Origin of the sequence: Streptomyces sp. 150FB, from assembly GCF_000818195.1 — a bacterium.
In the GTDB taxonomy this organism is placed as follows: Bacteria; Actinomycetota; Actinomycetes; order Streptomycetales; family Streptomycetaceae; genus Streptomyces.
In genome coordinates this window covers 6,207,818-6,230,666 of record NZ_JTHL01000001.1, presented here as the reverse complement: position 1 = coordinate 6,230,666, position 22,849 = coordinate 6,207,818, and the positions used below count along the sequence as shown (strand labels likewise).

Genomic DNA, 22,849 nt, shown 5'->3' with positions numbered 1-22,849 from the left:
CGGACGGGCGCGGACCCCCCTACGGCTGCGGGTGCTCAGCCGAGCAGCTTGATGATCGCGTCCGTGGTGTCGGTCTCGCCGAGGCGCGGGAAGACCTTCTCCACGGCGTTGTCGTGCGCGCCCTCGTCCATGTCGGTCACCGCGTCGACGGCGACGGTGACGTGGTAGCCGTGCTCGTACGCGGCGCGCGCGGTGCTCTCCACGCCGATGCTCGTGGCGATGCCGGTCAGCACGACCTGGGTGACGCCCTGGCGGCGGAGCTGGAGGTCGAGGTCGGTGCCGTGGAAGGCGCCCCAGACCTGCTTGGTGACGACTATGTCGGTGTCCTGCCGGCCCAGGCCCTCGGCCAGGTCCGCCCAGTCGGCCGGCGGTTGGCCGCCGCCGGAAGCGCCGCCCTCGGTACGGCCGGGGGCGCCGCCGGTGACCCGTACGAGGACGACGGGCAGGCCCTTGGCGCGGAACGCGGCGGCCAGCCTGCCGGAGCGCTCGACGACGGTGTCGGCGGAGTGGACGGTGGGCAGGCCGACGATGCCCTTCTGGAGGTCGACGACGACCAGTGCGGTCTTCGGGTCGAGAACGGTGGCGCTCATGGTGCTGCTCCTTGCTGGTGGGGTGGATCGGGGGTTGGTGGTTCGGGGTTGGTGGATCCGGGTTGGTGGGTCGGGGTTCAGGAAGACCCGGAAGGGTTCAGGACCGCACGCGCAGCGCCCGGTCCGTGAGTGTCAGGACGATCAGGAGCACCCCGAGGCCGACCGAGACGAAGGCCATGAGGTGCAGACCGCTGTCGCCGGCCTTCTGGCCGTAGGCGAGGGCGATCAGGCTTGAGGCGGCGATGGCGCCGATGTACTGCGCGGTGCGCTGGAGCCCGGCGGCCGAGCCGATGTCCTTCGGCGGGGCGTGCGCCTGGACGGCCGCCTGGTTGCTCGTACCGATCAGGCCCTGCGGGATCCCGAAGCACGCTCCGGCGACCAGCAGCAGGGCGAGCGGGCTGTCGCCGCCGATGAAGGCCAGCAGGCCGGCTCCGGCGGTGAGCAGCAGGCAGGCGAGGGTCAGCGGGCCGCGGATGCTCTTCGTACGGGCGCCGAGCAGCGAGCAGGCCAGCGCGGCCACCGACATCGGCAGCATGAGCAGGCCGGTGTACCCGGAGGAGAAGCCGCGCCCCTCCTCCAGCCACTGGGTGTAGCCGTACATCACGCAGTAGATGAGCAGGTAGCTCAGGCCGTGGCGCAGGTAGGTGCGGGCCAGCGGGCCGTTGCCGGCGAGCATGCGCAGGTCGATGAAGGGGCGGGGCGTGCGGAGCTGCCAGCGGACCAGGAGGGCCGTGAGTACGGCGAAGGGGGCGAGCAGCCACCAGGCGGGGTGCGCGAGGTCGAGCAGGAAGAAGACGAGCACCGTCAGGGCGGTGGCGAAGAGGGTGATGCCGAGCGGGTCGAGCGCGGTCCTCAGCGGCTCGGGCCTGTCGGCCCGGTCGGCGCCCGTACCGGCTCGTGCTGCGCGCGGCGGGTCGGCGGGGATCCAGATCAGCGCGGCCACGAAGGCGATCAGCGCCACGGGCAGGTTGACGGCGAAGATGCCGCGCCAGCCGACGAGGGTGACGAGCAGGCCGCCGAGGGTGGGGCCGACGGCCGCGCTGCCGAGGGCGGCGAAGGAGACGCGGGCCAGTACGGTGCGCGGGGGCTGCCTGCCGACCCGCTTCCCCTCGTCGCGCAGGACGGACATGGCGGCCGGATACGCGGCGGAGGTGCCGATGCCGAGCAGCAGCCGGGAGACGATGAGCCAGGTGAAGGACGTGGCCGCCGTACCGACGAGTCCGGAGGCGAAGACGACCACCAGACCGGCCAGGAATATCCGGCGCGGGCCCAGCGCGTCGGCGAGCTTGCCGAGGACGGGCTGCGCGACGGCGCTGGCCAGGTAGAGCACGGAGATCAGCCACGCGGTGTCGGCCGAGCCGATCCCGAAGGTCTGCCCGATCGACACCAGCGCGGTGGAGATCATGGTGGTGTTGAGCGGGTTGAGCAGCGAGCCGATCAGCAGGGGCGCGGTGAGACGGCCGCTGAAGCCCCTGGCGGCGCGGTCCGGGCCCCGATCGGAGCCGTCGTGGTCGGGAGCGTGGCCGGGAGCCGGTCCAGTCGCCTGCGCGGGCAGGTGCGCGTGCTTCGTGAGGTCCGTACCGCCCCGGGTCACGCTCCTCGTGTCGTCACGCAGGCTCATTTCTCGACCAGTCGGCGCAACAGGTCCACGGCGTCGGCGAGGACGCGGCGCTCGGCGCCGTCGAGTTCCTCGTCGATCGCCCCCGCCAGCCAGCTCTGCTTGGCGGCCCGGACCACGGCGAGGGTGCTGCGGCCGAGCGCGGTGGCGGAGACGACCGACTGCCTGCCGTCGTGGGGGTCCGGGGTCCGCTCGACCAGCGCCTGTTCCTCCAGGGCCGTGAGCGTCAGCCGCATCGACTGCGGCCGTACGTACTCGGCGCGGGCGAGCGCGGCCGTGGTCGAGGGACCCTCGACGTCGAGACGGGAGAGGACCGAGCGCTGGGAGGGGGTGAGCCGGCTGTCGGGCGTGGCCGTGCGCAGCCTGCGCATCAGGGTGCTCACGACGGCGGCCAGGTCGACGGCGACCTGCTCGGCGGTCAGCTCTCCGGACTCTTCGGACATACATTCAGGATAGGGATGGACAGGAAGCCTTGCAAGTTTGCCTGTCAACCCTGGTCGCACGAGGCGGAGGTCGTACAGCCCCACCCCTCGCGGTACGCCGTCCAGTCGCTCTCCTCCGCCGCGAAGTCGACGTAGAGCGCGACTCCGAAGTGCTCCCTGTGCAGGTCGGTACGGCCGAGCGCGAGGCGCGTGCCCCGGACGGCGGCCGCCACCGTCTCGGCCTTCTCCCGGTGGCCGAGCTTGTTCTCGTGGTAGAAGGGCAGGCCCATCAGCAGATCGGTGGACTTCGGGGTGACTTCGAGGGCGAGGGTGGTCTGCTGGGCGACGTACCCCCCGTACAGGCTCTCCAGCGGCATGGCCGTGTCGTAGGACATGACCGCGATCTGATCGACGCGGCGCGCGACCTCCGCGAAGTACGCCTGCGACCACCACTTGGGGTGCCCGGTGAGCGCCCCGGCGACGGCGTGCTGTCCGGGCAGCGGGTCGATCTGGTGGGCGGCGATCGACAGGGGCTTGCCCCGTGCCTTCGTCAGCGCGCCCAGGGCGTCGAGGAGCGTGAGGTAGTGGCTGTCGCCGGAGTGCAGCGGCTCCAGGTCGAAGTGGACCCCGTCGAAGCCGTCGTCGAGCACCTGCGCCGCCGAGCGCACGACGTTGGCGCGGGTCGCCGCGCGCTCCAGGCGCAGCCCGGCCGGGCCCTCGGTGGCGAGTCTGTCGCCGAGCCAGGCGTGCACGCGTACGCCGGGTATCTCGCGGTGCACGGCGGCGATCAGCCAGGCCGCGCGCGAGTAGCGCGAGGCGGGCAGGGTGCCGTCGTGTTCGAGCGGCCCCGCGTGGACGTACAGGTCCCGCAGGCCGGTCCCCTTGATCTGGCGCGCGAACGCCCTGAGATCCGCGTCCTTCTTCCGGCCGTCGACCCAGGCGTGACCGAGCCAGATGGCGTCGCGGCCGCGCGTCCGGGTGCCGTCCTCGATCGTGCCCGCGTAGCCGACCCGCAGCGCGACGGCGCCGGTGGTGGCGGGGACGACCAGCAGGACGGCGAGCGCCAGCGCGACGCGCTTGGGCCACCTCAGGCGGGGGCTGCGCCAGAGCCGCCCCGTGGTCCGTGCTGTCCCCGCGTCCCCGGCGGTCTCCGTAGTCCCGGCGGTCTCCGCAGTCCCCGCGATCGCCGTGGCCCCCGCGGTCTCCGCGGTCTCCGCGGACTCCCCAGTCCCTGCGGTCCGTCCGAATCGTCCGAATCCACGCAGCCGTGCACTCACAACATGCCTCCCCCTGGCATCCCCATCAGCCCCAGGCCCCCCTGGGCGGGACAGCCACAGATTATGCGAGGCCCGTGGGGTAGCGGTCGGCGGTGACCGGACATACGGTCCAAAACATGACGCCGCCCGGAAGCCGAAACGGCAGCAGCCGTACGCGTACGGAGTTCCGCGCCCGCCTCCGGGGCCGTGGTCGCGCCCGCACCGGGTGCCGGATACGGCCCCGGACGCGCAGGGCCTCCCTGGTCCTGGCGTCCGTACTGGTCACGATGTGGGGGCTGGCCGGCGCCGCCCGTAAGGACACCGACGCCGGCGGGGCCTCGGTCAATCTGCTGCTGCCGATCGGCGTGCTGGTCGCGGTGTCGGCGCTCGTGACCTACTCCTACCGGAAGCGCAAGCGGCGGGCGGCGAGGCGTACGACGCCGCACGGCGGCAAGCGGTAGCGCCCGGTCCTCGCGGCTTCCGGCGGCCGTGCCGGAGCCGCCCCCGGCTCAGAACATGCTCAGCAGTTGCTCCGCCGACGGCTCGGTCGTCGAGTCGCCGTCCGGCAGCGCGAGTTCGAACCAGACCGTCTTGCCCCGCGGCGTACGGCGCGAGCCCCACGCGGCGCTCAGCAGCCCGACCAACTGGAGGCCCCTGCCCCCCTCGTCCGTGTCACGGGCCCGGCGGCGCCTCGGCTGGACGAGGCCCGCGTCCCACACCTCGCAGACGAGCGTGCGGTCGAGCAGCAGCCGTAGCCTGATCTCGCCCTCGCCGTACCGCATGGCGTTCGTGACCAGCTCGCTGACCAGCAGCTCCACGGTGTCCACGAGCGGTTCGAGATTCCACTCGACCAACTGTCCACGGGCCAGCTCGCGCGCCCGGCCGACCGAGCGCGGCTCGCGCGGCATCCGCCAGTCGCCCACCGCGTCCGTCGCGAGCCCCTGGATCCTGGCCATCAGGAGGGCGATGTCGTCCTCGCCGTGCCGGGTGTCGAGGGTGTTGAGGACGTGGTCGCAGACGTCCTCAAGCGGGCGCGCCGGGTTGGTGAGGGCGGCGCGCAGCCCCGTGAGTCCCTCGTCGAGCGGGTGGTCCCTGGATTCGACGAGACCGTCCGTGTAGAGCGCGAGGAGCGCGCCCTCCGGCAGGTCGACCTCGATCTGTTCGAAGGGTTCGCCGCCCACGCCGAGCGGCATGCCGGGCGGTACGTCGAGCAGCAGCGCCTTCTCGCCTGGCTCCACCACGACGGGCGGCAGGTGACCGGCGTTGGCGAAGGTGCAGCGCCGGGTGACCGGGTCGTAGACCGCGTAGACGCAGGTCGCGAGGTAGACCTCGGAGAGGTCGGCGTCGCGGGCCTTGTGGGCGACGCGCGAGGCCTGCTGGGCGCCGCTGGGGGTGCCGAGGCCGCGCGCGATCTCGTCGAGCGCCGAGAGCACCTCGGCGGGTTCGAGGTCGAGCAGGGCGAGGGTGCGTACGGCCGTACGCAGCTCGCCCATCGCGACGGCGGCGCGCAGCCCGCGTCCCATCACGTCCCCGACGACGAGCGCGGTGCGGTGTCCCGGCAGCTCGATCACGTCGAACCAGTCACCGCCGACCTCGGTCGCCGTGTTGCCGGGGAGGTAGCGGCAGGCGATGTCGAGACCCGCCGCCTCGGGGTCGCCGGGCGGGAGCAGGCTGCGCTGCAGGATCAGCGCGCGCTCGTGCTCCCTGCGGTAGAGCCTGGCGTTGTCGATACAGACGGCGGCGCGGGCGGCCAGCTCGACTGCGAGCGCCCTGTCCCGGTCGCCGAACGGCTCGCTGCCCTTCGTCCTGGAGAACTGCACGAGCCCGACCACCGTGTCGTGCGCGACCATCGGGACGGCGAACGTGGACTGGACGAGGCTGCCGGGCGCCCCCGGGATCGTCTGCACGCGTGCCGTACGCAGGGCACCTGCCGCCTGGGAGCTGAACGGGAAGCGGTGCACGGCCCCGACGTCGGGGGGCTCGTAGCCGCCGGCCACGGCGCCGTCGGGGCCGGTCAGCGGGACGTCGGAGACGGCGCTGGCGAAGGCGACCCTGCGCAGCCGCGCGCTGCCGTCGCCGGAGTCGGAACCGGTGGAGCTCCAGCGTCCGGGCGGGGCTTCCTCGCCGGTGAGCAGCGACTGGTAGAGGTCGACGGCGGCGAGGTCGCAGAAGCCGGGGACAGCGACGTCGAGCAGTTCCCTGGCCGTCGTCTCCAGGTCGAGCGAGTTGCCGATCCGGGCGCTCGCCTCGTTGAGCAGGGCGAGGTTGCGGCGGGCGTTCGCGGCCTCGCGGGCCGCGATATGACGGCGTGTGACATCGGTGCTGAGACCGGCGATGCCGAGGGGCCGGCCGGCGGCGCCGTTGACGCGGTAGAGGTTGACCGACCAGTGTCTGCGCTCGGTGGCGCCGGGCGGAGTGCCCACGACCGGCAGGTCGGTGACGGGCTCTCCGGTCCGCAGCACCCGCTGCACGGCGGACGTCAGCCGCTCGGCCTCGCCGCGCGAGAGGTAGTCGTACGCGGTACGGCCGCGATGGCTCTCGACAGGGCCGCCGAAGACCTTGGCGAACCGCTCGTTGACGCGCTGCACCTTGAGGTCGGTGCCGAAGAGCAGGAAGCCGAACGGAGCTTGGCCGAAAATCGACTGCGAAGAGGCGAGGTCTGTCTCGATCCGGCGCAGTACGCGGACGTCGACGACGATGCAGACCGCGCCCCGTTCGCCCCGGTCCGTCTCACTGGGCATCACATAGACCTCGGCGATCGAGGTCTCGTCGGCTCCGCTCCCGCCGGGCGTGTGGAACGGGACCAGGCCCGTCCACTCCTTGCCGTCCAGGATCTCGCTCATCTTCCGATGGCCGCGCGGACGCAGTCCGGCGGGCATGAAGACCTCGACCGGATCCTTGCCCCTGACCTCGGAGGCGCTGATTCCGAACAGCTCGGCAGCCCGGGCGCTCCACTGGTCGACCAGGCCGTCGGGCCCGATCGAGAACGAAGCGACCCGGATGTAGTCATAGATAGAGCCGGGCGGGCTGCTCTGCCACACGACGTCGCCCGTCGTCTCAGGTATCTCGCTCACGCGACCGTCCCCTCCAGCTCACGCACCGGACCGGCCATGCCCGCAGTATTCAGCACTACGGCCCCAGCCGACACGGCGTTCACGATCACATCACGGTCTCGTTCTTTTTGAGCCGAGCCGACGTGATCGTTGTCCCTTCACACTTCTAACCAAGGAGGGGCAGCTCGAACCACACGGTCTTACCTGTCTTCCCGCGTCGCGTGCCCCAGCGGCGCGCGGAACCGGCCACGAGCTGAAGTCCGCGACCACCCTCGTCCTCCGGGCCGACGGCGCGCGCGACCGGCGCGTCCGGCACGGGATCGGAGACCTCGACCAACAGTACGTCGGGATCGGGAAGACTCAGCCGCACCCCGATCGGTCCGAGGGCGTACAGGCAGGAGTTGGTCACCAGCTCGCTGACCAGCAGCACGGCCACGTCGGAGACCGCCGGGGGTACGTTCCAGGTCTGGAGCGCCTCGTGCACGGCATGGCGGGCGGAGCGCACGGCGCCGGGCTCAGCAGGAAAAATCCACTCGGCGCACGCGCCCTCTGTGCCGATCAAGCCGACCACTTCCCAAGCCCAGCCGGGGCCCCCTCGTCCCTGGTTCAGGGGGTTCAAACTGTGACATACCCCGCAATTGGGGTCGCCTATCGTCAAGGTGGGCGCACGGTGGCACCAACGGCGTACGGAGCGCGTTAACGGGGCGCGCGGAGCGCATGGCAACCCCCTTGGTCCCGGCCATTCTCCGGCCGGATCGCATGGGGTCGTGCGCCGCCCGCCATGTGGGGGAAGCGGCGGGAACGGCGAGTGGCGGCATGAAACGCGGCATGAAACATGCGCGGCGCGCGGCGGGAGCCCATGGCGGGGGCCGGCGGCGGGGCCGATGACGGAGCAACTGCGGGGCGGGCGGCGCTCGCTGGCGTTCCGGCCGGCCGCCCCCGGTTCAGGCCAGCTCGCCGCGGGCGTACAGGTCGTCGAAGAGGAGCTGGTCGACGGGAGGCACCGCCGCGCGGTCGGCGTACGAGAACCAGGTCATCGCCTCGATCTCGCTGCTGGCGGCCAGCGTCCCCCGGTACTCGGCGGTGTAGCAGCTCATCCGGACCACGGTGTCGTCGCTGAGGCCGGGCACCCCTGCCTCGTACGTGCCCACGTGCGCGACCGACTCGGGGGCGAGGAGAACCGTCAGCTCCTCCTCGATCTCGCGCACCAGGGTCTCCAGATCGCTCTCCGCACCCTCGCGCTTACCGCCGGGGATGTAGAAGACGTCCTTCCCGCGCGGCCGCGCGCACAGAATGCGGCCGCCCTCGATGCGTACCCAGGCCACCGTGTCGATGAGCACAGCCAACGTCCCGTTCCCGCTCGTCCTGAAGGTGATCGAACGGGACCTTACCCGGGCACGGAGGGAGGGTGTTACGGCTGCGGGAGGCCCTGGCCGACGCGCTCCACGCAGTAAAGGCGCTGGTGGCCCGAGGCGTCGAGGCCCTCGGCGGTCTTCTCCGCCTCGTCCTTCGTGGCGAACCGGCCGACGCGATAGCGGTTGTCCTTGTCGTCCTGCCGTATGACCACCCAGGGCAGCAGGGCGGCGTTCTCGTTCATCGCGCCCCTCCCGCTGCCGGCCCGCATCTCGCTGAAGATCTCCAGGAAACCGCACTCCGCATATGCCCGAGCGTACGCCTGACCTTTACGCAGCGGATATGGGTTCCCACAAAGACGTACGCATCCGGCCAACAACCGACCAAAACAGGGGGCGCACTCACAGCGCGCGCCCCCTTCTTTTTCCGGCACCCGTCGGCGTTTTCCGGCCCCTGTCGGCGCGGGGCCGCTCACTCCCCCCGTACGGTCGGCATCGGCATCAGGACAGCACCGGCGGCCGGGGCCTTCCGGCACGCGTCCCCGCATGTCGAGTCCAGCGAACAGCAGAGCGAGCAGATCGGGCCCGCGTGCGCCGGGCAGTCGGCGATGTCCGGGAGTTCGTACGCCGTGTCGCAGACCGCGCAGAGGTGGGTGGCGGTGATGTCGGGGACCTCGGCGCCGGGGCCGTTGACCGGGTTCGGACGGGCCAGGTAGTACTTCCCCTTGGTCGCCCAGGCGATCAACGGGCAGAGGATCAGGGCGAGTCCGGCCGCGATGAAGGTCGAGAATGCCTCCGCGTACTCCCCGAACAGGCCGAAGAACGCGAGGATCGAGACGACCGAGGCGATCACCATCGACCCGAAGCCGGCCGGGTTCACCGCGTACAGATAGGCGCGCTTGAACTCGATGTACTTGGGGCTGAGCCCGATCCGTTTGTTGATGACGAGGTCGGCGGCGACGGCGGTGATCCAGGCGATGCCCACGTTGGAGTAGAAGCCGAGCAGTTTGTTGAGCGCGGCGAACATGTCCATCTCCATCAGCGTCAGCGCGATGGCGAGGTTCAGGAAGATGTACCAGACCCGCCCGGGATGCCGGTGGGTGAGGCGGGAGAAGAAGTTCGACCAGGACAGCGAGCCGCTGTAGGCGTTGGTCACATTGATCTTGATCTGCGAGACGATCACGAAGAGCGCCGCCGCCGGCAGGGCGAACGAGCCGAGCCACGGCTTGAGCGCCTCGATCTGCGGTGCTATCGGCTCCAGGGCGTGCGTCTTGCCGACCGCCTCCAGCGCCACGAAGGCGAGGAAGGCGCCGCCGAGCTGTTTGGCGGCGCCGATGACGACCCAGCCGGGTCCGGCCGCGAGGACGGCGACGTTCCAGCGGCGCTTGTTCCGCTCCGTACGGGCCGGCATGAAGCGCAGGTAGTCGGCCTGCTCGCCGATCTGGGCGATGAGCGAGAGGGCCACGCCCGTACCGAGTCCGAAGCCGATCCAGTCGAAGCCGGAGCCCGCTCCCTCCGTACCGCCGAAGGAGGTGAAGGCGCCCCAGGAGTCAGGGGCGTTGAAGGCCAGTACGACGAACGGCAGGACGAGCCCGATGAGCCAGACCGGCTGCGTCCAGGCCTGCACCTTCGCGAGGGCGCCCATGCCGCGGAAGACGATCGGGATGACGATCAGCGTCGTCAGCAGATAGCCGAACTGGACCGGGAGCCCGATGGCCTGGTGCATGGCCTGCGCCATGATCGAGCCTTCGAGCGCGAAGAAGATGAAGGTGAAGGAGGCGTAGATCAGGGACGTCAGCGTGGAGCCGAAGTAGCCGAAGCCGGCGCCCCGGGTGATGAGGTCCATGTCCAGGCCGTACTTGGCGCAGGCGCGCGCGATCGGGATGCCGGTGACGAAGATGATCACCGCTGCCGTGAGGATCGAGGCGAGGCCGCTGGTGAAACCGTAGGTGAAGACGATCGAGGCGCCGATGGCGAAGTCGGCCAGATAGGCGATCCCGCCGAGGGCGGTGCCCGCCACGGTCGAGGGCGACCAGCGGCGGTACGCGTGCGGGGCGTAGCGGAGCGAGAAGTCCTCGCGGCTCTCGTCGGCGGCGAGTTTGGCGTAGCTGCGCTTCGGCGGGTCCTCGCCGTGCGGGGGCGCTCCGGGCGGAGTGCCGGGCGGTCCTGGTGGCGTGGGTGCGGCGGGCAGAGCGGTGTCCGTCATCGGTGACTTCCCGTTCGTCAGCGGTATACCGGTACGGACCGGAAGGTAGGAGCTGGACATGACAGGCCACATCAGCGAGTGATTGCCCCGCGGTTACGGCGGCGGCGCGCCGGTTAACTCGCCGTCACGGACTCCCCCGCGCGAGGGATACGACAACGGCTCGCTCCGGCGATTACTTCGGCCCCGGGCCCGAGAAGGATGGCGCCCATGAACCCCCGCACCGCCTTCATCGGCGCGCCCCTGCTCACCTTCGCCTACGGCGTCATCCGCATCCTCGACGGACTCGACGGGACGCGCGGCCCCGGGCTCGCGTGGACCACCGGCCATCTGGCCTTCGTCGGGGCGATGGCGCTCTCCGTCGTCGCCTTCACACACATGCGCGCACTCGGGGGCCGCACGCGGCTCGCCACCTTCTTCGTCGGCGTCGCGACGCTCGGCGCGCTCGCTCTGACGGTGCAGTTCGGCATCGACATCGTCTCCGGGCTGCTGTCCGACAGCCATCTCGCGATGAGCGCGCGCACCGAGGACATCCAGTCGTTCCCGGGCCTCATGCCGCTGGCGTACACCGTCGGGCCCTATCTGTTCTACGTGGGCCAGGTCGCCCTGGTGGTCCAACTCGCCCTCGGCCGGAGGATCAAGGCATGGACCCCGCTGCTGGTGCTCGTCGACATGGCGACTCCGCTCATCGACAAGGACCTCATCCCCTTCGGGGCGCTGCTGCTCCTGGTGTCGTACGTGATGATCCTGCGCGCCGTCCGTGCCGCGGGTGCCGCCGGTGCCGTTCGTCCCGGAGCCGCCCCGGGGGAGGCCCTGCCGAACCCCGCCGCTACCCGCTGAGGCGGGGCGCGACAGAGTTGGACGCCGTGCCGAATCTCATCGCGACGACGAAGGCCGGGGACGTCGCCGGGCCGGGCCGGGGGCCGACCGCAGCCGTGACCCGCGCCGCCGCCGAGGTCCGGCGGCGGGTGGGGTCGCTGCCGCCGCGCGCTCGCGACGTACTGCTCATCCTGTGCGTCCTGGTGGCCCAACTCTGGCCGTTCCTCGCCGACTTCCATCCGGCGGGCGGCCCCTGGCACTGGTGGGGCTATGTGGTTGTGGTGGGTTCGGCTCTGCCGCTACTGCTGCGCGCGCGTTTCCCGGTCGCCGTTCTCCTCATCAGCCTCGCCACCACGGCCAGTTACGACCTGGCGGAGCATGTGCCCTCCCAACCGGTCTGGTACGCGGGGCTGATCGCCGTCCACGGCGTCGCCGACCGGAGCGGGCCGCGCGCCAGGGTCACCATGCTGGTGGTCACGGTCGGCGGCAGCCTGCTCGCCCGCTCCCCGGAGACCGCGCTGCGCAGCACCGTGATGTTCGTGGCCGCGTACGCGCTCGGCAGGGCGGCCGCGACATCGCGGTCCTACACCCGGGCACTGCGCGAGCGCGCCGCGCGACTGGAGCGGGACCGGGTGGTGGAGGCGCAGCGGGCCGCCGAGCGGGAGCGGGCCAGGATCGCCAGGGACATGCACGACATCCTGTCGCACGCCGTCGCGCTGATGGTGGTCCAGGCCGAGGCCGGACCGGTCGTCGCCGTGGCCGACCCGGCCCGGGTCGAGGGCGTCTTCGACACCATCGCCGACACCGGCAGGGACGCCATGCTCCAACTACGCCGCATCCTCACGGTGCTCAGCGACGACGACGGCGCCCGGACACCGCGGCGGACACTCGCCGATCTGCCCGCACTGGCCGAGCGCGCCTGCGGCCCCGCGCTGCGGGTGACGTACGCTGCCACCGGCCGGCCGCGGCCGGTGGCACCCGACACCGAGATCGCCGTCTTCCACATCGCCCAGGAAGCCGTCACCAATATCGTGAAGCACTCCGAAGCGGCACACGCCGACATCCGGCTGCACTGGGGGCAGGGGACGCTGGTGATAGAGATCGAGGACGACGGACGCGGCGGCGGCCCCGCCCTGCCGGGCACCGGTCACGGTCTGATCGGGATGCGCGAGCGCACGGCGGCGAGCAACGGCACGATGTCGGCGGGACCGCGCGAGGACGGCGCCGGATTCGTCGTTCGCGCCGAACTGCCGCTCGCCCGCGCGGCGGACGGGGAACGGGCATGACCGTACGCGTCGTGGTCGCCGACGATCAGGAGCTGGTCCGGGCGGGGTTCGGCATGATCCTCCAGGCGCAGCCCGGCATCGAGGTGGTCGCTGAGGCGGGCGACGGGGCGGCGGCGGTCGAGGCGGTCCGTACCCACCGGCCCGATGTGCTGCTGCTGGACATCCGGATGCCCGGCATGGACGGCATCGAGGCGGCCGGGATCGTCAGCGCCGAGAGCGACTGCAAGGTGCTGATCCTGACCACCTTCGACCTGGACAGCTATGTCTACGACGCGCTGCGCGCCGGGGCGAGCGGGTTCCTGCTGAAGGACGTACGCCGCGACGAACTCGCCCGTGCCGTACGGGTGGTGGCCGCCGGCGAACAGCTTCTCGCCCCGGCCATCACCGGCAAGCTGATCGCCCGCTACACGGAACGGCCGGCCCCTTCCCCGGACGCCGCCGGCCGTCTCGCCGTACTCACCGCGCGCGAGCGGGAGACGCTGCGGCTGCTGGCCAGGGGGCTGGCCAACGCCGAGATCGCCAGGGCGCTGGTGATCAGCGAGCACACCGTGAAGACGCATGTGAGCAATGTGCTGACGAAGCTGGGCATGCGCGACCGCATCCAGGCGGTGATCCTCGCCTACGAGACGGGGCTGACGGTGCCGGGGCGCCCGGACTGAGGGTTCCGCCAGGGCGCAGGGATGTCGCGGAGGGGCCGGACGTCACTTGGTCGCGCAGGAGCTCGGAATCACTTGACCGACAGGTGGTACGCGATGCGATACCGGTCGGCGGGCACGACCACGTCCGCCGTCTCCACCGGCCGCCCCGACGCGTAGTACGTACGCTCCAGCACCATCACCACATGGCCGGGCACTCCGCCGAGCTCCATCAGCTCCTCCGCCAGGCCCCGGCGCGCGCCGACCTCCTCCAGCACGTTGTCCACGACGAAACCGATGGCCGCCATCCGCTCGACCACCCCGCAGCCGCCGAGCGGTCCCTCCTCGGGCAGCATCACCGGCGTACGCCCCGTGACGGCCAGCGGCTCCCAGGAGGTGGAGACCATCATCGGCTCGCCCCCGTCCCTGAAGAGATAGCGCGTACGCATCACGCGGTCGCCCGGCTCGATCCCGAGCCTGGCGGCGATGTCGGCGGCAGCCGCGTCCTGCTCGCTGCTCGACTCCCAGGTGCCGCGCGCGCTGTCCTCCGACTGCTCCTGGCGGAACGGATTGGCGCCGGCCGGCGGCCGGTAGCCGGAGCGGGCGATACGGCGCGGGACGGGGCGCTCCTTCACATACGTACCGGACCCGGAGCGGCCCTCCACGAGGCCTTCGGCCATCAGCACCTTGCGCGCCTCCAGCGCGACCGTGTCGGAGACGCCGTACTCCTCGCGGATACGGGCCTGCGATGGCAATCGGGTGTGCGGCGGCAGCGCGCCGTCAGTGATCTTCTGCCGAAGATCGCTCGCAACGCGCAGATAGGCGGGCTGCTCACCGAAAGCCACTGGCCACTCCCCCAAAAGGTTGACAGACAGCAACAGCCTGGCAACCGTCGGTTGATCACCGCAAGCATGGGCCAATGTTTCACCCGAAGTGATGACCTGAGGTTTACCCGAATGTCCCGCACCGTTTGTCCGGCGGCGCGCTGCCCGACGGCGCGCGCCCCGCCACCGCCGCCGGTGGCCGGCCCCTCCCGCACGCCGCGCGGCTGGCATGCTGGTGATCATGACGACGTACCGCTGCCCGGCCGACGGCACCCGCTCCCCGGTCACCTCCGCCGCCTGGTGCTGCCCGGTCTGCGGCGGGCCCTGGGACCTCGACTTCGAGGCGGAGCCCGTACCTCTGAGGTCACTCGCCGCGCGCGTCAACTCGCTCTGGCGGTACGAGGAGGCCCTCCCGCTCTCCGCGCCGGCGACCACCCTCGGCGAGGGCCGCACCCCGCTCGTACCGCTGACCCCGCACGTCAGCGCCAAGCTGGACTTCCTGATGCCGACGCTCTCCTTCAAGGACCGCGGCGCGGTGATGCTCGCCGAACTCGCGCTGCGGCTCGGGCCCGAGCGGGTGATCGCCGACAGCAGCGGGAACGCGGGCACGGCCGTCGCCGCTTACTGCGCGCGGGCCGGACTGCCCTGCACCGTGTACGTGCCGGAGGCCACCTCACCCAAGAAGACCGAGCAGATCCGGGCCCACGGCGCACGGCTCGAACGGGTCGCGGGCGACCGCGAGGCCACGGCCCAGGCGGCGCGTGCGGCGGCCGGCGAACCGGGCACGTTCTACGCGAGCCATGTCCACAACCCGTACTTCCTGCACGGCACGAAGACCTACGTCTACGAGCTGTGGGAGGACCTCGGGGGCCGGCTGCCCGAGGCGGTCGTGGTGCCCGTGGGCAACGGCACGCTGCTCCTGGGGGCGGCACTCGCGATCGACGAACTACTCGGCCACGGGCTGATCGCGGAGCGCCCGGCGCTGATCGCCGTACAGGCGGCGGCGGTCTCACCACTGGCCACCGCCTTCCACGCGGGCGACGACGACCTGGGCCCGACTGCCGCGACCGCCACGGCCTCCGCCCCGACACTCGCCGAGGGCATCGCCATCCCGAACCCACCGCGCGCCCGCCAGATCCTGAGCGCCGTACGCGACTCGGGCGGCACGTTCCTGACGGTGACGGAGGACCAACTGCGGGCGGCCCAGCGGGATCTGGCGGCCAGGGGACTCTTCGTCGAGTCGACGGGCGTCGCCTGCTGGGCGGCGGTGAACGACTGGACGGACCGCTCACTGGTCGTACCACTGTGCGGCGCGGGCATGAAGACGGGCCTGGCGGCGGGGTAACCCCCGGGCGAGGGGCACACCCCGCCCCGGCGACCGGGAAAACGAGGCGGCCCCGGACCGTACCCCCGTAGTCTGGTGGCGACGTTCCGTAGCGCCCTGGAGGTGGGTATGTCCCGTGCCTGGGAAGCCGATCCGTCCGCGTTGCTCGTGCGGCGGCTCGGCAAGTCCGCACAAGAGCTGGGTAACTCCGGGGACAAGGCTGAGCGCCGCCAAGGTGGACATCCCTGATGCTTGATCTCCGGGCCCCCGAACTCCCCGTCGACCAGGGCGGCATCCTCTCCCGACCGGAATACGGCGAGGACTTCGGACAGCGCTACGCGGCCATGCGCGACGTCCACTCCTGGAAACTCGAACGCGAACAGCACTTCGAGGAGAAGGACAACGCCAGCCGTGACGCGTTAAGGCGAGGCGACTGGCCGGAGGCGCTCCGCCATCTCGACGCACGGCGCGACGCCCTGCTCGCCGAGGCCGCGGACGACGAGAACCAGGGCGTGACCTTCCACCGGATCCGGGTGGTCGAGGAACCGCTGACCCCCTATCTGCAATGGGAGTTGCACTCGCACTGGCACCGCGTGCGGTTCGGAGGCGAGAAGGTGCGCGTTCTCAACGCGGAGGCGGTCGCTTCCTCGGAGTCTGTCGGACCTCTCCCCGAGGTGACGGTCCTCGGCGGGACCACCCTCTTCCGCGTTCTGTACACGGAGGCAGGAGCGCCGGACGGAGCGGTCCATTACACCGATCCTGCCTTCGTCGGTTCGTGGACGGCGTATCTGAAGGCGCTCTACGGAGCGGCGGAGGACCTGGCGGCCTACTTCGAACGCGCCGTCGCGCCTCTCGCCCCGCCCGTGTAACAGGACCGTAGGACCGGAGCAAACGATGAGCGAGCCGAGAAGAGACGACGCGCACCCGAGGAACTCGGCCAACGACCTGTCGGGAACGTCCCGTGACGTCGTGCAGGCGGGCAGCGTATCGGGTGGCATCCACTTCCATCACGCCGAAGCGGCCGGGCACGGCACGTCGGGCCCCACTCCGCGACAGCTACCCGCCGACATACAGGTCTTCGTCAACCGTACGGACGAACTGTGCCAGTTGAATGCCGTTCTGCCCGGCCGGGGCGGCGGCCGACTCGTCGTATGCCTCTGTGTGATCGCGGGTACGGCGGGCGCCGGGAAGACCTCCCTGGCGCTGCGCTGGTCCCATCAGGTCCAGGACGAGTTCCCGGACGGCCAGCTCTACGTCAATCTGCGTGGCTACGACCCGGGCGAACCCGTCACCGCGCGACAGGCACTCCGCGGATTCCTCCGGGCACTGGGGGCGTCCGCCGCCGACATCCCTCAGGACGTCGACGACGCCGCCGCGCTCTACCGCTCGCTGCTGGCCGACCGCCGCGTGCTGATCCTCCTGGACAACGCGGCAACGGTCGGCCAGGTGCGACCGCTGCTGCCCGGCAGCGGCGGCAGCCTGGTCGTTGTCACCAGCCGCAGCCGTCTGTCCAGCCTGGCGGTCCGGGACGGGGCACGGCGACTGACCCTCGGCACGCTCCACGAGCCGGAGGCGGTCGCCCTGCTGCGGGCCGTCACCCGTGGGTTTCGGCCCGAGGACGACGAGAGCGCCCTGCGGGAACTCGCCCAGCTCTGCGCTCGTCTTCCGCTGGCTCTCCGTATCGCGGCGGAACGCGCCGCCAGCCATCCACACTTACGGCTCGACGACCTGATCGCCGACCTGCGCGACGAGTCCGCCCTCTGGGACGCTCTCAGTACGGGGGACGACGACGAGGCCGATGCGGTCCGTACGGTTTTCACGTGGTCCTACCGGGCGCTGTCCCCGCCCGCCGCCCACCTTTTCTGTCTGCTCGGTCTGCACCCGGGCCCCGAGTTCGCTCTGCGCGCCGCGGCCGCGCTCGCCGATCTCGGCGTCGGTCGCGCCCGACAGCTTCTGGACGACCTCGTCGGCGCGCACCTGCTGGAGCAGACCGCTCCGGACCGCTACCAGTTCCACGACCTCCTCCGTGCCTACGCCGCCGACCAGGCAATACGGGAGGAGCCACCCCAGCAGCGGGATGCGGCGCTGCGCCGGGTCCTGGACTGGTACCTGCACACCGCCGACTCGGCAGCGACCTGGATCGAACCGGACGAGGAACACATCCCGCTGGCCGAGCCCGCACCAGGGGCGGGGCCCATGGATTTCGCCGATTACGACGGTGCCGTCGACTGGTCGGAGCGCGAGTACACCAACCTCCGGCACGCTGCCGGAGCAGCGGCGGCAGCCGGACTCGACCAGCTCACCTGGCAGCTCGCCGCCGTCCTGTGGAACGCGCTGCCGCCTTCCGCCTCTCTCGCCGACTGGCTCGACACAGGCAGGGCCGGACTGGCGGCCGCCGCGCGGTCGGACGACCGACGGGCCCAGGCATTCCTGCTGCTCTGCCTGGGCATGGCCTACCGGAGCGCGAACCGCTTGGACGACGCTCTGGACTGTCTTCGCCAGGCGCTCGACATCTCCCGGTCCCTGGGAAATCGGCATGACGAGGCGGACGCGCTCAACCTCGTCGGGCTGATCCATCTGCGGACCCGCCGGCTCGACGCCGCGGCAGAACTCTTCGAAGAGGCTGCGGGCATCTTCCTGGACGAGGGCAATACCCGGGGACAGGCCGTCGCCCTCTCCAATCTCGCCACCACCCTCTTGGACTGCGGGCGCCTTCCGGCGGCGTACGAGGCCGCCGAACGGGCCCTGGCCATGCACCGGTCGGCGGGAAACGAACGCAGCGAGGGCGGCGTCCTGCGGGAGATGGCCGAACTCCACCGGGAACAGGGCGACCTCGACACGGCGCTCCAGGAAGCCCAGGACGCGGTGGACATCGCTCTCCGCCTGCGTCACCACCGCCTGGAGGGCTACTGGCTCCTTACCCTGGGCAACTGCCGGCAGGCCGCGGGACAGTACGCCGCCGCGCTGACGTCGTACCAGCGTTCCGCCATGCTCCATCGCCGCCTGGGCGACCGGAGCAGGGAGGCACTCGCCTGGCGGGGTACCGGGGAGACCTGTCTGCGCCTCGACCGCCCGGAGGAGGCCGCCTCCTTCCACCGCGAGGCAGCAGCCGTCCACCGGGAATTGGGCGACGCCTGGAATCACGCCCTCGACCTCGCCGGTCTGGCGGACGCTCTGATCGCCGATGCCCCGGAAGCGGCCCGTGGTCACTGGGCCGAAGCACTGGTGCTTCTGGGCGCGTTCGACGATTCCCGGGCGCTGCGGACGCGAGAGTTCATCAGCCGACGCCTGGACGAGTAGCTCCCGCCTCCCGTGCTGGCCCCTGCCTGTCGACGCCCGTAACCGTCCGGAGCCGGGAAACCGGGCCTAGTGCGCACTCGAAGAGCGGCCCTCGCAGAGTGCCGCCCGGACGGCGGACGTCATGTCGTCGTCCTGGGCTTCCGTTTCGCCCGGGTAGACGTTCACCATGACCGTGGCCTGCTTGCCGTCGACCGTGGCGGCGCCCGTCGTCTGGTAGCCGAGGATGCCGCCGTCGTGCCCCCAGGCGAGGTCGCCGCAGGGCAGGAGGTGGCTCTCCAGGCCGAGGCCGTAGGCCCCGCCGTCCGGGTTGCCGGTCGGACGGGTGCTCATCATCTGGTGGAGCTCGGCGGGGCGGAGCAGCTTGCCGCCGACGAGTGCGCCGAGGAAGCGGTTGAAGTCGGCGCCGCTGGAGATCATGGAGCCGCTCGCGCCCGCGACCGTGGGGTTCAGCCCGGTGAGGTCCTTGAGCGGCACGTCCTCGCCCGGCCGGGCGTAGCCGCGCGGGTGCGGCCCGCGGATCTCCGAGCCGTCGCCCGGGACGGACGTCTGACGCAGGCCGAGCGGCTTGATGACGCGTTGGCGAATCTCCTGGCCGTACGAGTGGCCGGTCACCCGCTCAATGATCATGCCGGCCAGCAGGTAGCCCGTGTTGGAGTAGCTCCAGTCGGTGCCGGGCTCGAAGGTCGGAGGGTGGGCGAGCGCCAGTTTCACGAGGTCGCCGGTGTCGTGGTGCGCCAGCGGGTCGTTGAGGACGTCCTCCAGGCTGAGGTAGGTGAGGTAGTCGGGGATGCCGCTGGTGTGCTGGAGGAGCTGACGGGCCGTAATCCTCCGTCCGTCGTTGCCGTGGCCGCGGACGACGCCGGGCAGGTAGCGCTCCACCGGCGCGTCGAGCGCCACGCGGCCCTCGCCCACCAGTTGGAGCACGACGGTCGCCACGAACGGCTTGGTCATGCTGCCGATCCGGAACCGGCTGTCCCCGCGCATCGGCGCGTGGCTCCGCACGTCCGCGACACCGCTGGTCAGCACCGTGCCGCCGGGCCGGCCCTGAAGCGCGACGAGCGCACCGGGGCCGCCGTCCTCCGTCGTCAACCGGTGCAGGAGCGAGCGGAGTTGGGGGTGGTCGGTGATGACGTACGCGGTGGTGACCTGCGCGCCGTTCTGCCGCGCCGAAGTGTCGTCAGTACGGGCGCCCGCCGTGCCGCCGGCCACCGCGACCAGTGCCAGTAGGCCGCCCAACGCGCGCCGGTATGGGGTCATGTGTGCGTCCTCGGTGGTGAGTGCCGTCATGGTCCGGCGCCGCGCGTCGTACTCGGGCTGACGTCGCGTCGTCCTGCGCCGCCCCCATGGTTTCCGGCGCGTGCGGGGCGGCGTAATGGGGCTACCGTCCGGATCGGAGGTGGGGACAGGCCCAGGGGCCCGGGGCTCACCGCCGCGCGCGAACGCCGCGTGGCCGGCGCCGTCCGTACGCGCCGCCGGACCGACCAGCAGTCGACCGGCCGTCAGAACCTCCAGCCGCCGCCACCCGCTCCGGCGCCCGAAGCCCGAAGTTCACCGAGCCGCTCAGTTACGCGCGGCCGGGCGATGCCGTGCACGTTTCCGAGATGTTCCCCCTCGCACTTCCCAGGCGCAGGGCCGCGCGACCGCCTCACGGCAACTCTTCGCGATGGCCCCCGCTCCCCGGAATCGCTACGGTTGCACCATGACCGCACTGCCCGACTGGATGCGCCCGCCACGCGCGGAAGGCTGGTTCGCGGAGGACCTGGACCGCCTCCCCGAGGCACCCCGCCACACCGAGTTGATCGACGGAGCCCTCGTCTTCATGATGTCGCCCCAGCGGTCTTGGCATGGCCGCCTTGTCACGGGCCTGACCACCGCGCTGATGGCCGGCGCGCCCGCCGGCTTCGAGGTCGAGCGGGAGATGACCGTACGCCTCGACGCCCGCAACCGCCCGGAGCCGGATCTCCTGGTGACGACCGCCGCCTACTCCGCCGACCGCACCTGGTTCGCGCCGGAAGACGTTCAGCTTGTCGTCGAGGTCGTCTCCCCCGAATCCGCCCACCGGGACCGCACCGTAAAGCTCCGCAAGTACGCCGAGGCCGGTATCCCCCACTACTGGCGCGTCGAGGACGAGGACGAGAGGCCCGTGGTCCACGTCTACGAATTGGACGAATCGACCAGCGCCTACGCCCCCGCCGGTATCTTCCGGGGCTCGCTCAAGCGTCCGCTGCCCTTCAAGATCGGCCTCGACCTGGACGCGCTCACCCCACCACGGAGCCGCTGAAAGCCGGCCCGGCGGTTCCGCTCATCCGGCATCCCGCCCATCCCGCCCATCCCGCTGCAGGCGCTGCTCCGTCCAGATGGTCTTGCCCGCCGGCGTGTACCGGACGCCCCAGCGCGTGACAAGCCGCGCGGTGATGAACAGGCCACGGCCGCCTTCGTCCGCCTCCCTCGCGCGCTTGAGGTGGGGAGCGGTGTTGGACGGGTCGGAGACCTCGCATATCAGCCGGTCCCTCCCGCGAATCAGGCGCAGCGTCGCGTCGCCGCCGCCGTACCGGATGGCGTTGGTGACCAGTTCGCTGACCACCATCTCGGTGGTGTACGCGAGGTCGTCCAGGCCCCATGCGCTGACCCTGTCGGCGGCCCTCTCGCGACTGTCGGCGACCATCGCCGGATCGGCCGGGATCTTCCACGACACGGTGTCCTCGTCGGGCACCCCGCGCACCCGCGCGAGCAGGAGAGCGATGTCGTCGACCAGGCTGTTCGCCGGGATCCCCTCGACCAGGCTCGACGCGGCCGCGTGCAGATCACCGCTGGTGGGACAGACCGCCGTCAGCCGTTCACGGAGGGTGTCCATTCCCAGGCCCATGTCGCTCCACTGGTGTTCGATCAGGCCGTTGGTGTAGAGCGCGAGCACGTCACCGTCCCGCAGATCGAACTCGGCGACCTCGAATGTCAGGCCGCCGACGCCCAGCAAGGGCCCCGGTACGAGAGGAATGTATTCCGTGGTGCCGTCGGTCCTGACGAGCGCGGGCGGTGGATGCCCCGCACTGGCCACCGCGCCGCGGCGGGCGATGGGATCGACCACCGCGTAGACACACGTACACCCGGAGACGTCCCCGCGACCCGGTTCGTCGCCTTCCGCGAGCTGTATGACCAGGTCATCGAGGTGGGTGAGCAGCTCGTCGGGCGGGAAATCGAGGTCGGCGAGGGTACGGACCGCCGTACGCATCCGGCCCATGGTGGCGACGGCGCGCACGCCGCGGCCGACGACATCGCCCACCACCAGCGCCACCCGGGCGGACGACAGCGGAATGACGTCGAACCAGTCCCCGCTCAGTCCGCCGCCCCCGGCCCCGGCCGGCACATAGACCCCCGCCGTCTCCCCGGCGGCCACCGTGGCCCGCGCACGCGGCAGCAGACTCTCCTGGAGCGTGAGGGCCGTACGGTGCTCGCGCGTGTAGCGACGGGCGTTGTCGATGCTCACCGCGGCATACGTCGAGAGCCATTCGACCACTTGCACGTCGGCGTCCGTGAAGGGCTCCTTGCGCCACACCTCGACCACGCCCAACAGCAGACCCGGCGCAGCGTGCGCGTCGCGGCCCCTCTCCGTGACCAGCGGGACGATCATCACGGAGAGCTCTTCGTCGTCCCCCGCGACCGGCACCACGGCCCTGACGAGGGCCGGGTCGTCGTTCTCCACTGCGGTGATCCGGGAGCGGCCGGTGAGCGCGAAGCTCTCCCCGGCCTGAAATTTCCTTATCAGCGCCTTGTCCGGCTGCGGCGGGGTGTCGTCGCCGACCACCAGGAACCCCTCCGGCCACTCGTGGTCCGCCGGCGCCAGGGCAATGCGACGCAGGTGCAATTCGCCGCCTCCGGTCCGTTCCGGAGGCTCCTCCCCGTCACTGATTTCCCTGGCCAGGCTTACGATCGAGAGATCTCCCAGCCTCGGGACCACGAGGTCGGCGAGATGGCGCGCCGTAACGCCGACATCCAATGACGAGCCGATCGAGATGGCGCTCGAAAGCAGTTCGAGATCCCGCAACGCCTGCCCTGGGACACCACCCATCGGTGGCCCCATCTCGGCACTCACTGAACCAGGATCCGACTCTCCCATTCTTCAATTATATCGCCCTGGAAGGACGCCCTGGATGGACCACGACGCCCCCG

20 protein-coding genes are annotated in these 22,849 nt (G+C 71.3%); 8 read left to right on the top strand and 12 right to left on the bottom strand.

The genetic code is table 11. The features are described 5' to 3' along the window. Positions 1–35: 35 nt before the first annotated feature. The 4 genes from QR77_RS26935 to QR77_RS26920 all read right to left on the bottom strand — a co-directional run bounded on the left by QR77_RS26935 (position 36) and on the right by QR77_RS26920 (position 3,721). Positions 36–590, bottom strand: coding sequence for an isochorismatase family protein (locus QR77_RS26935; protein WP_040024638.1), 555 nt, complete (start codon positions 588–590; stop codon positions 36–38). A gap of 97 nt (positions 591–687) precedes the next feature. Beyond that, positions 688–2,211: an MFS transporter gene (locus QR77_RS26930; protein ID WP_078877197.1), complete on the bottom strand. Its 1,524-nt coding sequence runs from the start codon at positions 2,209–2,211 to the stop codon at positions 688–690. Further along, entirely contained in the window at positions 2,208–2,651 is a 444-nt protein-coding gene (locus QR77_RS26925) for a MarR family transcriptional regulator (protein ID WP_040024637.1), read from the bottom strand. The genes QR77_RS26930 and QR77_RS26925 overlap by 4 nt, the downstream gene beginning before the upstream one ends. A 44-nt stretch (positions 2,652–2,695) precedes the next feature. Next, positions 2,696–3,721: a glycosyl hydrolase family 18 protein gene (locus QR77_RS26920; protein WP_052489727.1), complete on the bottom strand. Its 1,026-nt coding sequence runs from the start codon at positions 3,719–3,721 to the stop codon at positions 2,696–2,698. 302 nt (positions 3,722–4,023) lie between these two features. Here QR77_RS26920 and QR77_RS26915 point away from each other — a divergent pair, with 302 nt between their 5' ends. Continuing rightward, positions 4,024–4,347, top strand: a complete 324-nt coding sequence (locus tag QR77_RS26915) for a hypothetical protein (protein WP_040024636.1) — start codon at positions 4,024–4,026, stop codon at positions 4,345–4,347. A gap of 48 nt (positions 4,348–4,395) precedes the next feature. On the opposite strand, the gene QR77_RS26910 is transcribed toward QR77_RS26915, so the two are convergent. The 5 genes from QR77_RS26910 to QR77_RS26890 form a co-directional block, all read right to left on the bottom strand. Next, the gene (locus QR77_RS26910; protein ID WP_040024635.1) at positions 4,396–6,960 is read right to left on the bottom strand and encodes a SpoIIE family protein phosphatase; all 2,565 of its coding nucleotides are present in this window, start codon (positions 6,958–6,960) and stop codon (positions 4,396–4,398) included. Positions 6,961–7,105: 145 nt separating this feature from the next. Further along, positions 7,106–7,510 (bottom strand): ATP-binding protein, encoded by a 405-nt coding sequence (locus tag QR77_RS26905; RefSeq protein WP_040024634.1) that lies wholly within the window; start codon positions 7,508–7,510, stop codon positions 7,106–7,108. 373 nt (positions 7,511–7,883) lie between these two features. Continuing rightward, positions 7,884–8,285 (bottom strand): NUDIX domain-containing protein, encoded by a 402-nt coding sequence (locus QR77_RS26900; protein ID WP_078877193.1) that lies wholly within the window; start codon positions 8,283–8,285, stop codon positions 7,884–7,886. A gap of 65 nt (positions 8,286–8,350) precedes the next feature. Then, positions 8,351–8,536, bottom strand: a complete 186-nt coding sequence (locus QR77_RS26895) for an SPOR domain-containing protein (protein WP_173476357.1) — start codon at positions 8,534–8,536, stop codon at positions 8,351–8,353. A gap of 227 nt (positions 8,537–8,763) precedes the next feature. Then, on the bottom strand, positions 8,764–10,497 hold the full coding sequence (locus QR77_RS26890) for a hypothetical protein (protein ID WP_173476356.1): 1,734 nt from the start codon (positions 10,495–10,497) through the stop codon (positions 8,764–8,766). A gap of 207 nt (positions 10,498–10,704) precedes the next feature. Here QR77_RS26890 and QR77_RS26885 point away from each other — a divergent pair, with 207 nt between their 5' ends. The 3 genes from QR77_RS26885 to QR77_RS26875 are packed head-to-tail and all read left to right on the top strand — an operon-like array spanning position 10,705 to position 13,258. Continuing rightward, positions 10,705–11,334 (top strand): hypothetical protein, encoded by a 630-nt coding sequence (locus QR77_RS26885; protein WP_052489092.1) that lies wholly within the window; start codon positions 10,705–10,707, stop codon positions 11,332–11,334. A gap of 26 nt (positions 11,335–11,360) precedes the next feature. Next, positions 11,361–12,599, top strand: a complete 1,239-nt coding sequence (locus QR77_RS26880; protein WP_201778825.1) for a histidine kinase — start codon at positions 11,361–11,363, stop codon at positions 12,597–12,599. Then, positions 12,596–13,258 carry a response regulator transcription factor gene (locus QR77_RS26875; RefSeq protein WP_040024631.1) on the top strand — a complete coding sequence of 221 codons (663 nt, stop codon included), beginning with the start codon at positions 12,596–12,598 and terminating at the stop codon, positions 13,256–13,258. Before QR77_RS26880 ends, QR77_RS26875 begins: the two co-directional genes overlap by 4 nt. Before the next feature lie 68 nt (positions 13,259–13,326). Here the strand turns inward: QR77_RS26875 and QR77_RS26870 are convergent, their stop codons facing one another. After that, positions 13,327–14,079, bottom strand: coding sequence for a GntR family transcriptional regulator (locus tag QR77_RS26870; protein ID WP_040024630.1), 753 nt, complete (start codon positions 14,077–14,079; stop codon positions 13,327–13,329). A 220-nt stretch (positions 14,080–14,299) separates the two neighbouring features. On the opposite strand from QR77_RS26870, the gene QR77_RS26865 reads away from it, so the two are divergent. From QR77_RS26865 to QR77_RS26855, 3 genes are all read left to right on the top strand, one after another. Continuing rightward, positions 14,300–15,403, top strand: coding sequence for a threonine synthase (locus QR77_RS26865; RefSeq protein WP_078877879.1), 1,104 nt, complete (start codon positions 14,300–14,302; stop codon positions 15,401–15,403). A 227-nt stretch (positions 15,404–15,630) separates the two neighbouring features. Next, positions 15,631–16,251, top strand: a complete 621-nt coding sequence (locus tag QR77_RS26860) for a DUF6879 family protein (RefSeq protein WP_040024628.1) — start codon at positions 15,631–15,633, stop codon at positions 16,249–16,251. Between the two features lie 25 nt (positions 16,252–16,276). After that, positions 16,277–18,682 (top strand): tetratricopeptide repeat protein, encoded by a 2,406-nt coding sequence (locus tag QR77_RS26855; protein ID WP_040024627.1) that lies wholly within the window; start codon positions 16,277–16,279, stop codon positions 18,680–18,682. Positions 18,683–18,748: 66 nt separating this feature from the next. Here QR77_RS26855 and QR77_RS26850 read toward each other — a convergent pair whose 3' ends face one another. Then, the gene (locus tag QR77_RS26850; RefSeq protein ID WP_040028723.1) at positions 18,749–19,939 is read right to left on the bottom strand and encodes a serine hydrolase domain-containing protein; all 1,191 of its coding nucleotides are present in this window, start codon (positions 19,937–19,939) and stop codon (positions 18,749–18,751) included. A 442-nt stretch (positions 19,940–20,381) separates the two neighbouring features. Here QR77_RS26850 and QR77_RS26845 point away from each other — a divergent pair, with 442 nt between their 5' ends. Continuing rightward, the gene (locus tag QR77_RS26845) at positions 20,382–20,963 is read left to right on the top strand and encodes a Uma2 family endonuclease (protein WP_040024626.1); all 582 of its coding nucleotides are present in this window, start codon (positions 20,382–20,384) and stop codon (positions 20,961–20,963) included. 21 nt (positions 20,964–20,984) lie between these two features. On the opposite strand, the gene QR77_RS26840 is transcribed toward QR77_RS26845, so the two are convergent. Then, positions 20,985–22,748 carry an ATP-binding SpoIIE family protein phosphatase gene (locus QR77_RS26840; protein ID WP_150130450.1) on the bottom strand — a complete coding sequence of 588 codons (1,764 nt, stop codon included), beginning with the start codon at positions 22,746–22,748 and terminating at the stop codon, positions 20,985–20,987. Positions 22,749–22,849: the final 101 nt, after the last annotated feature.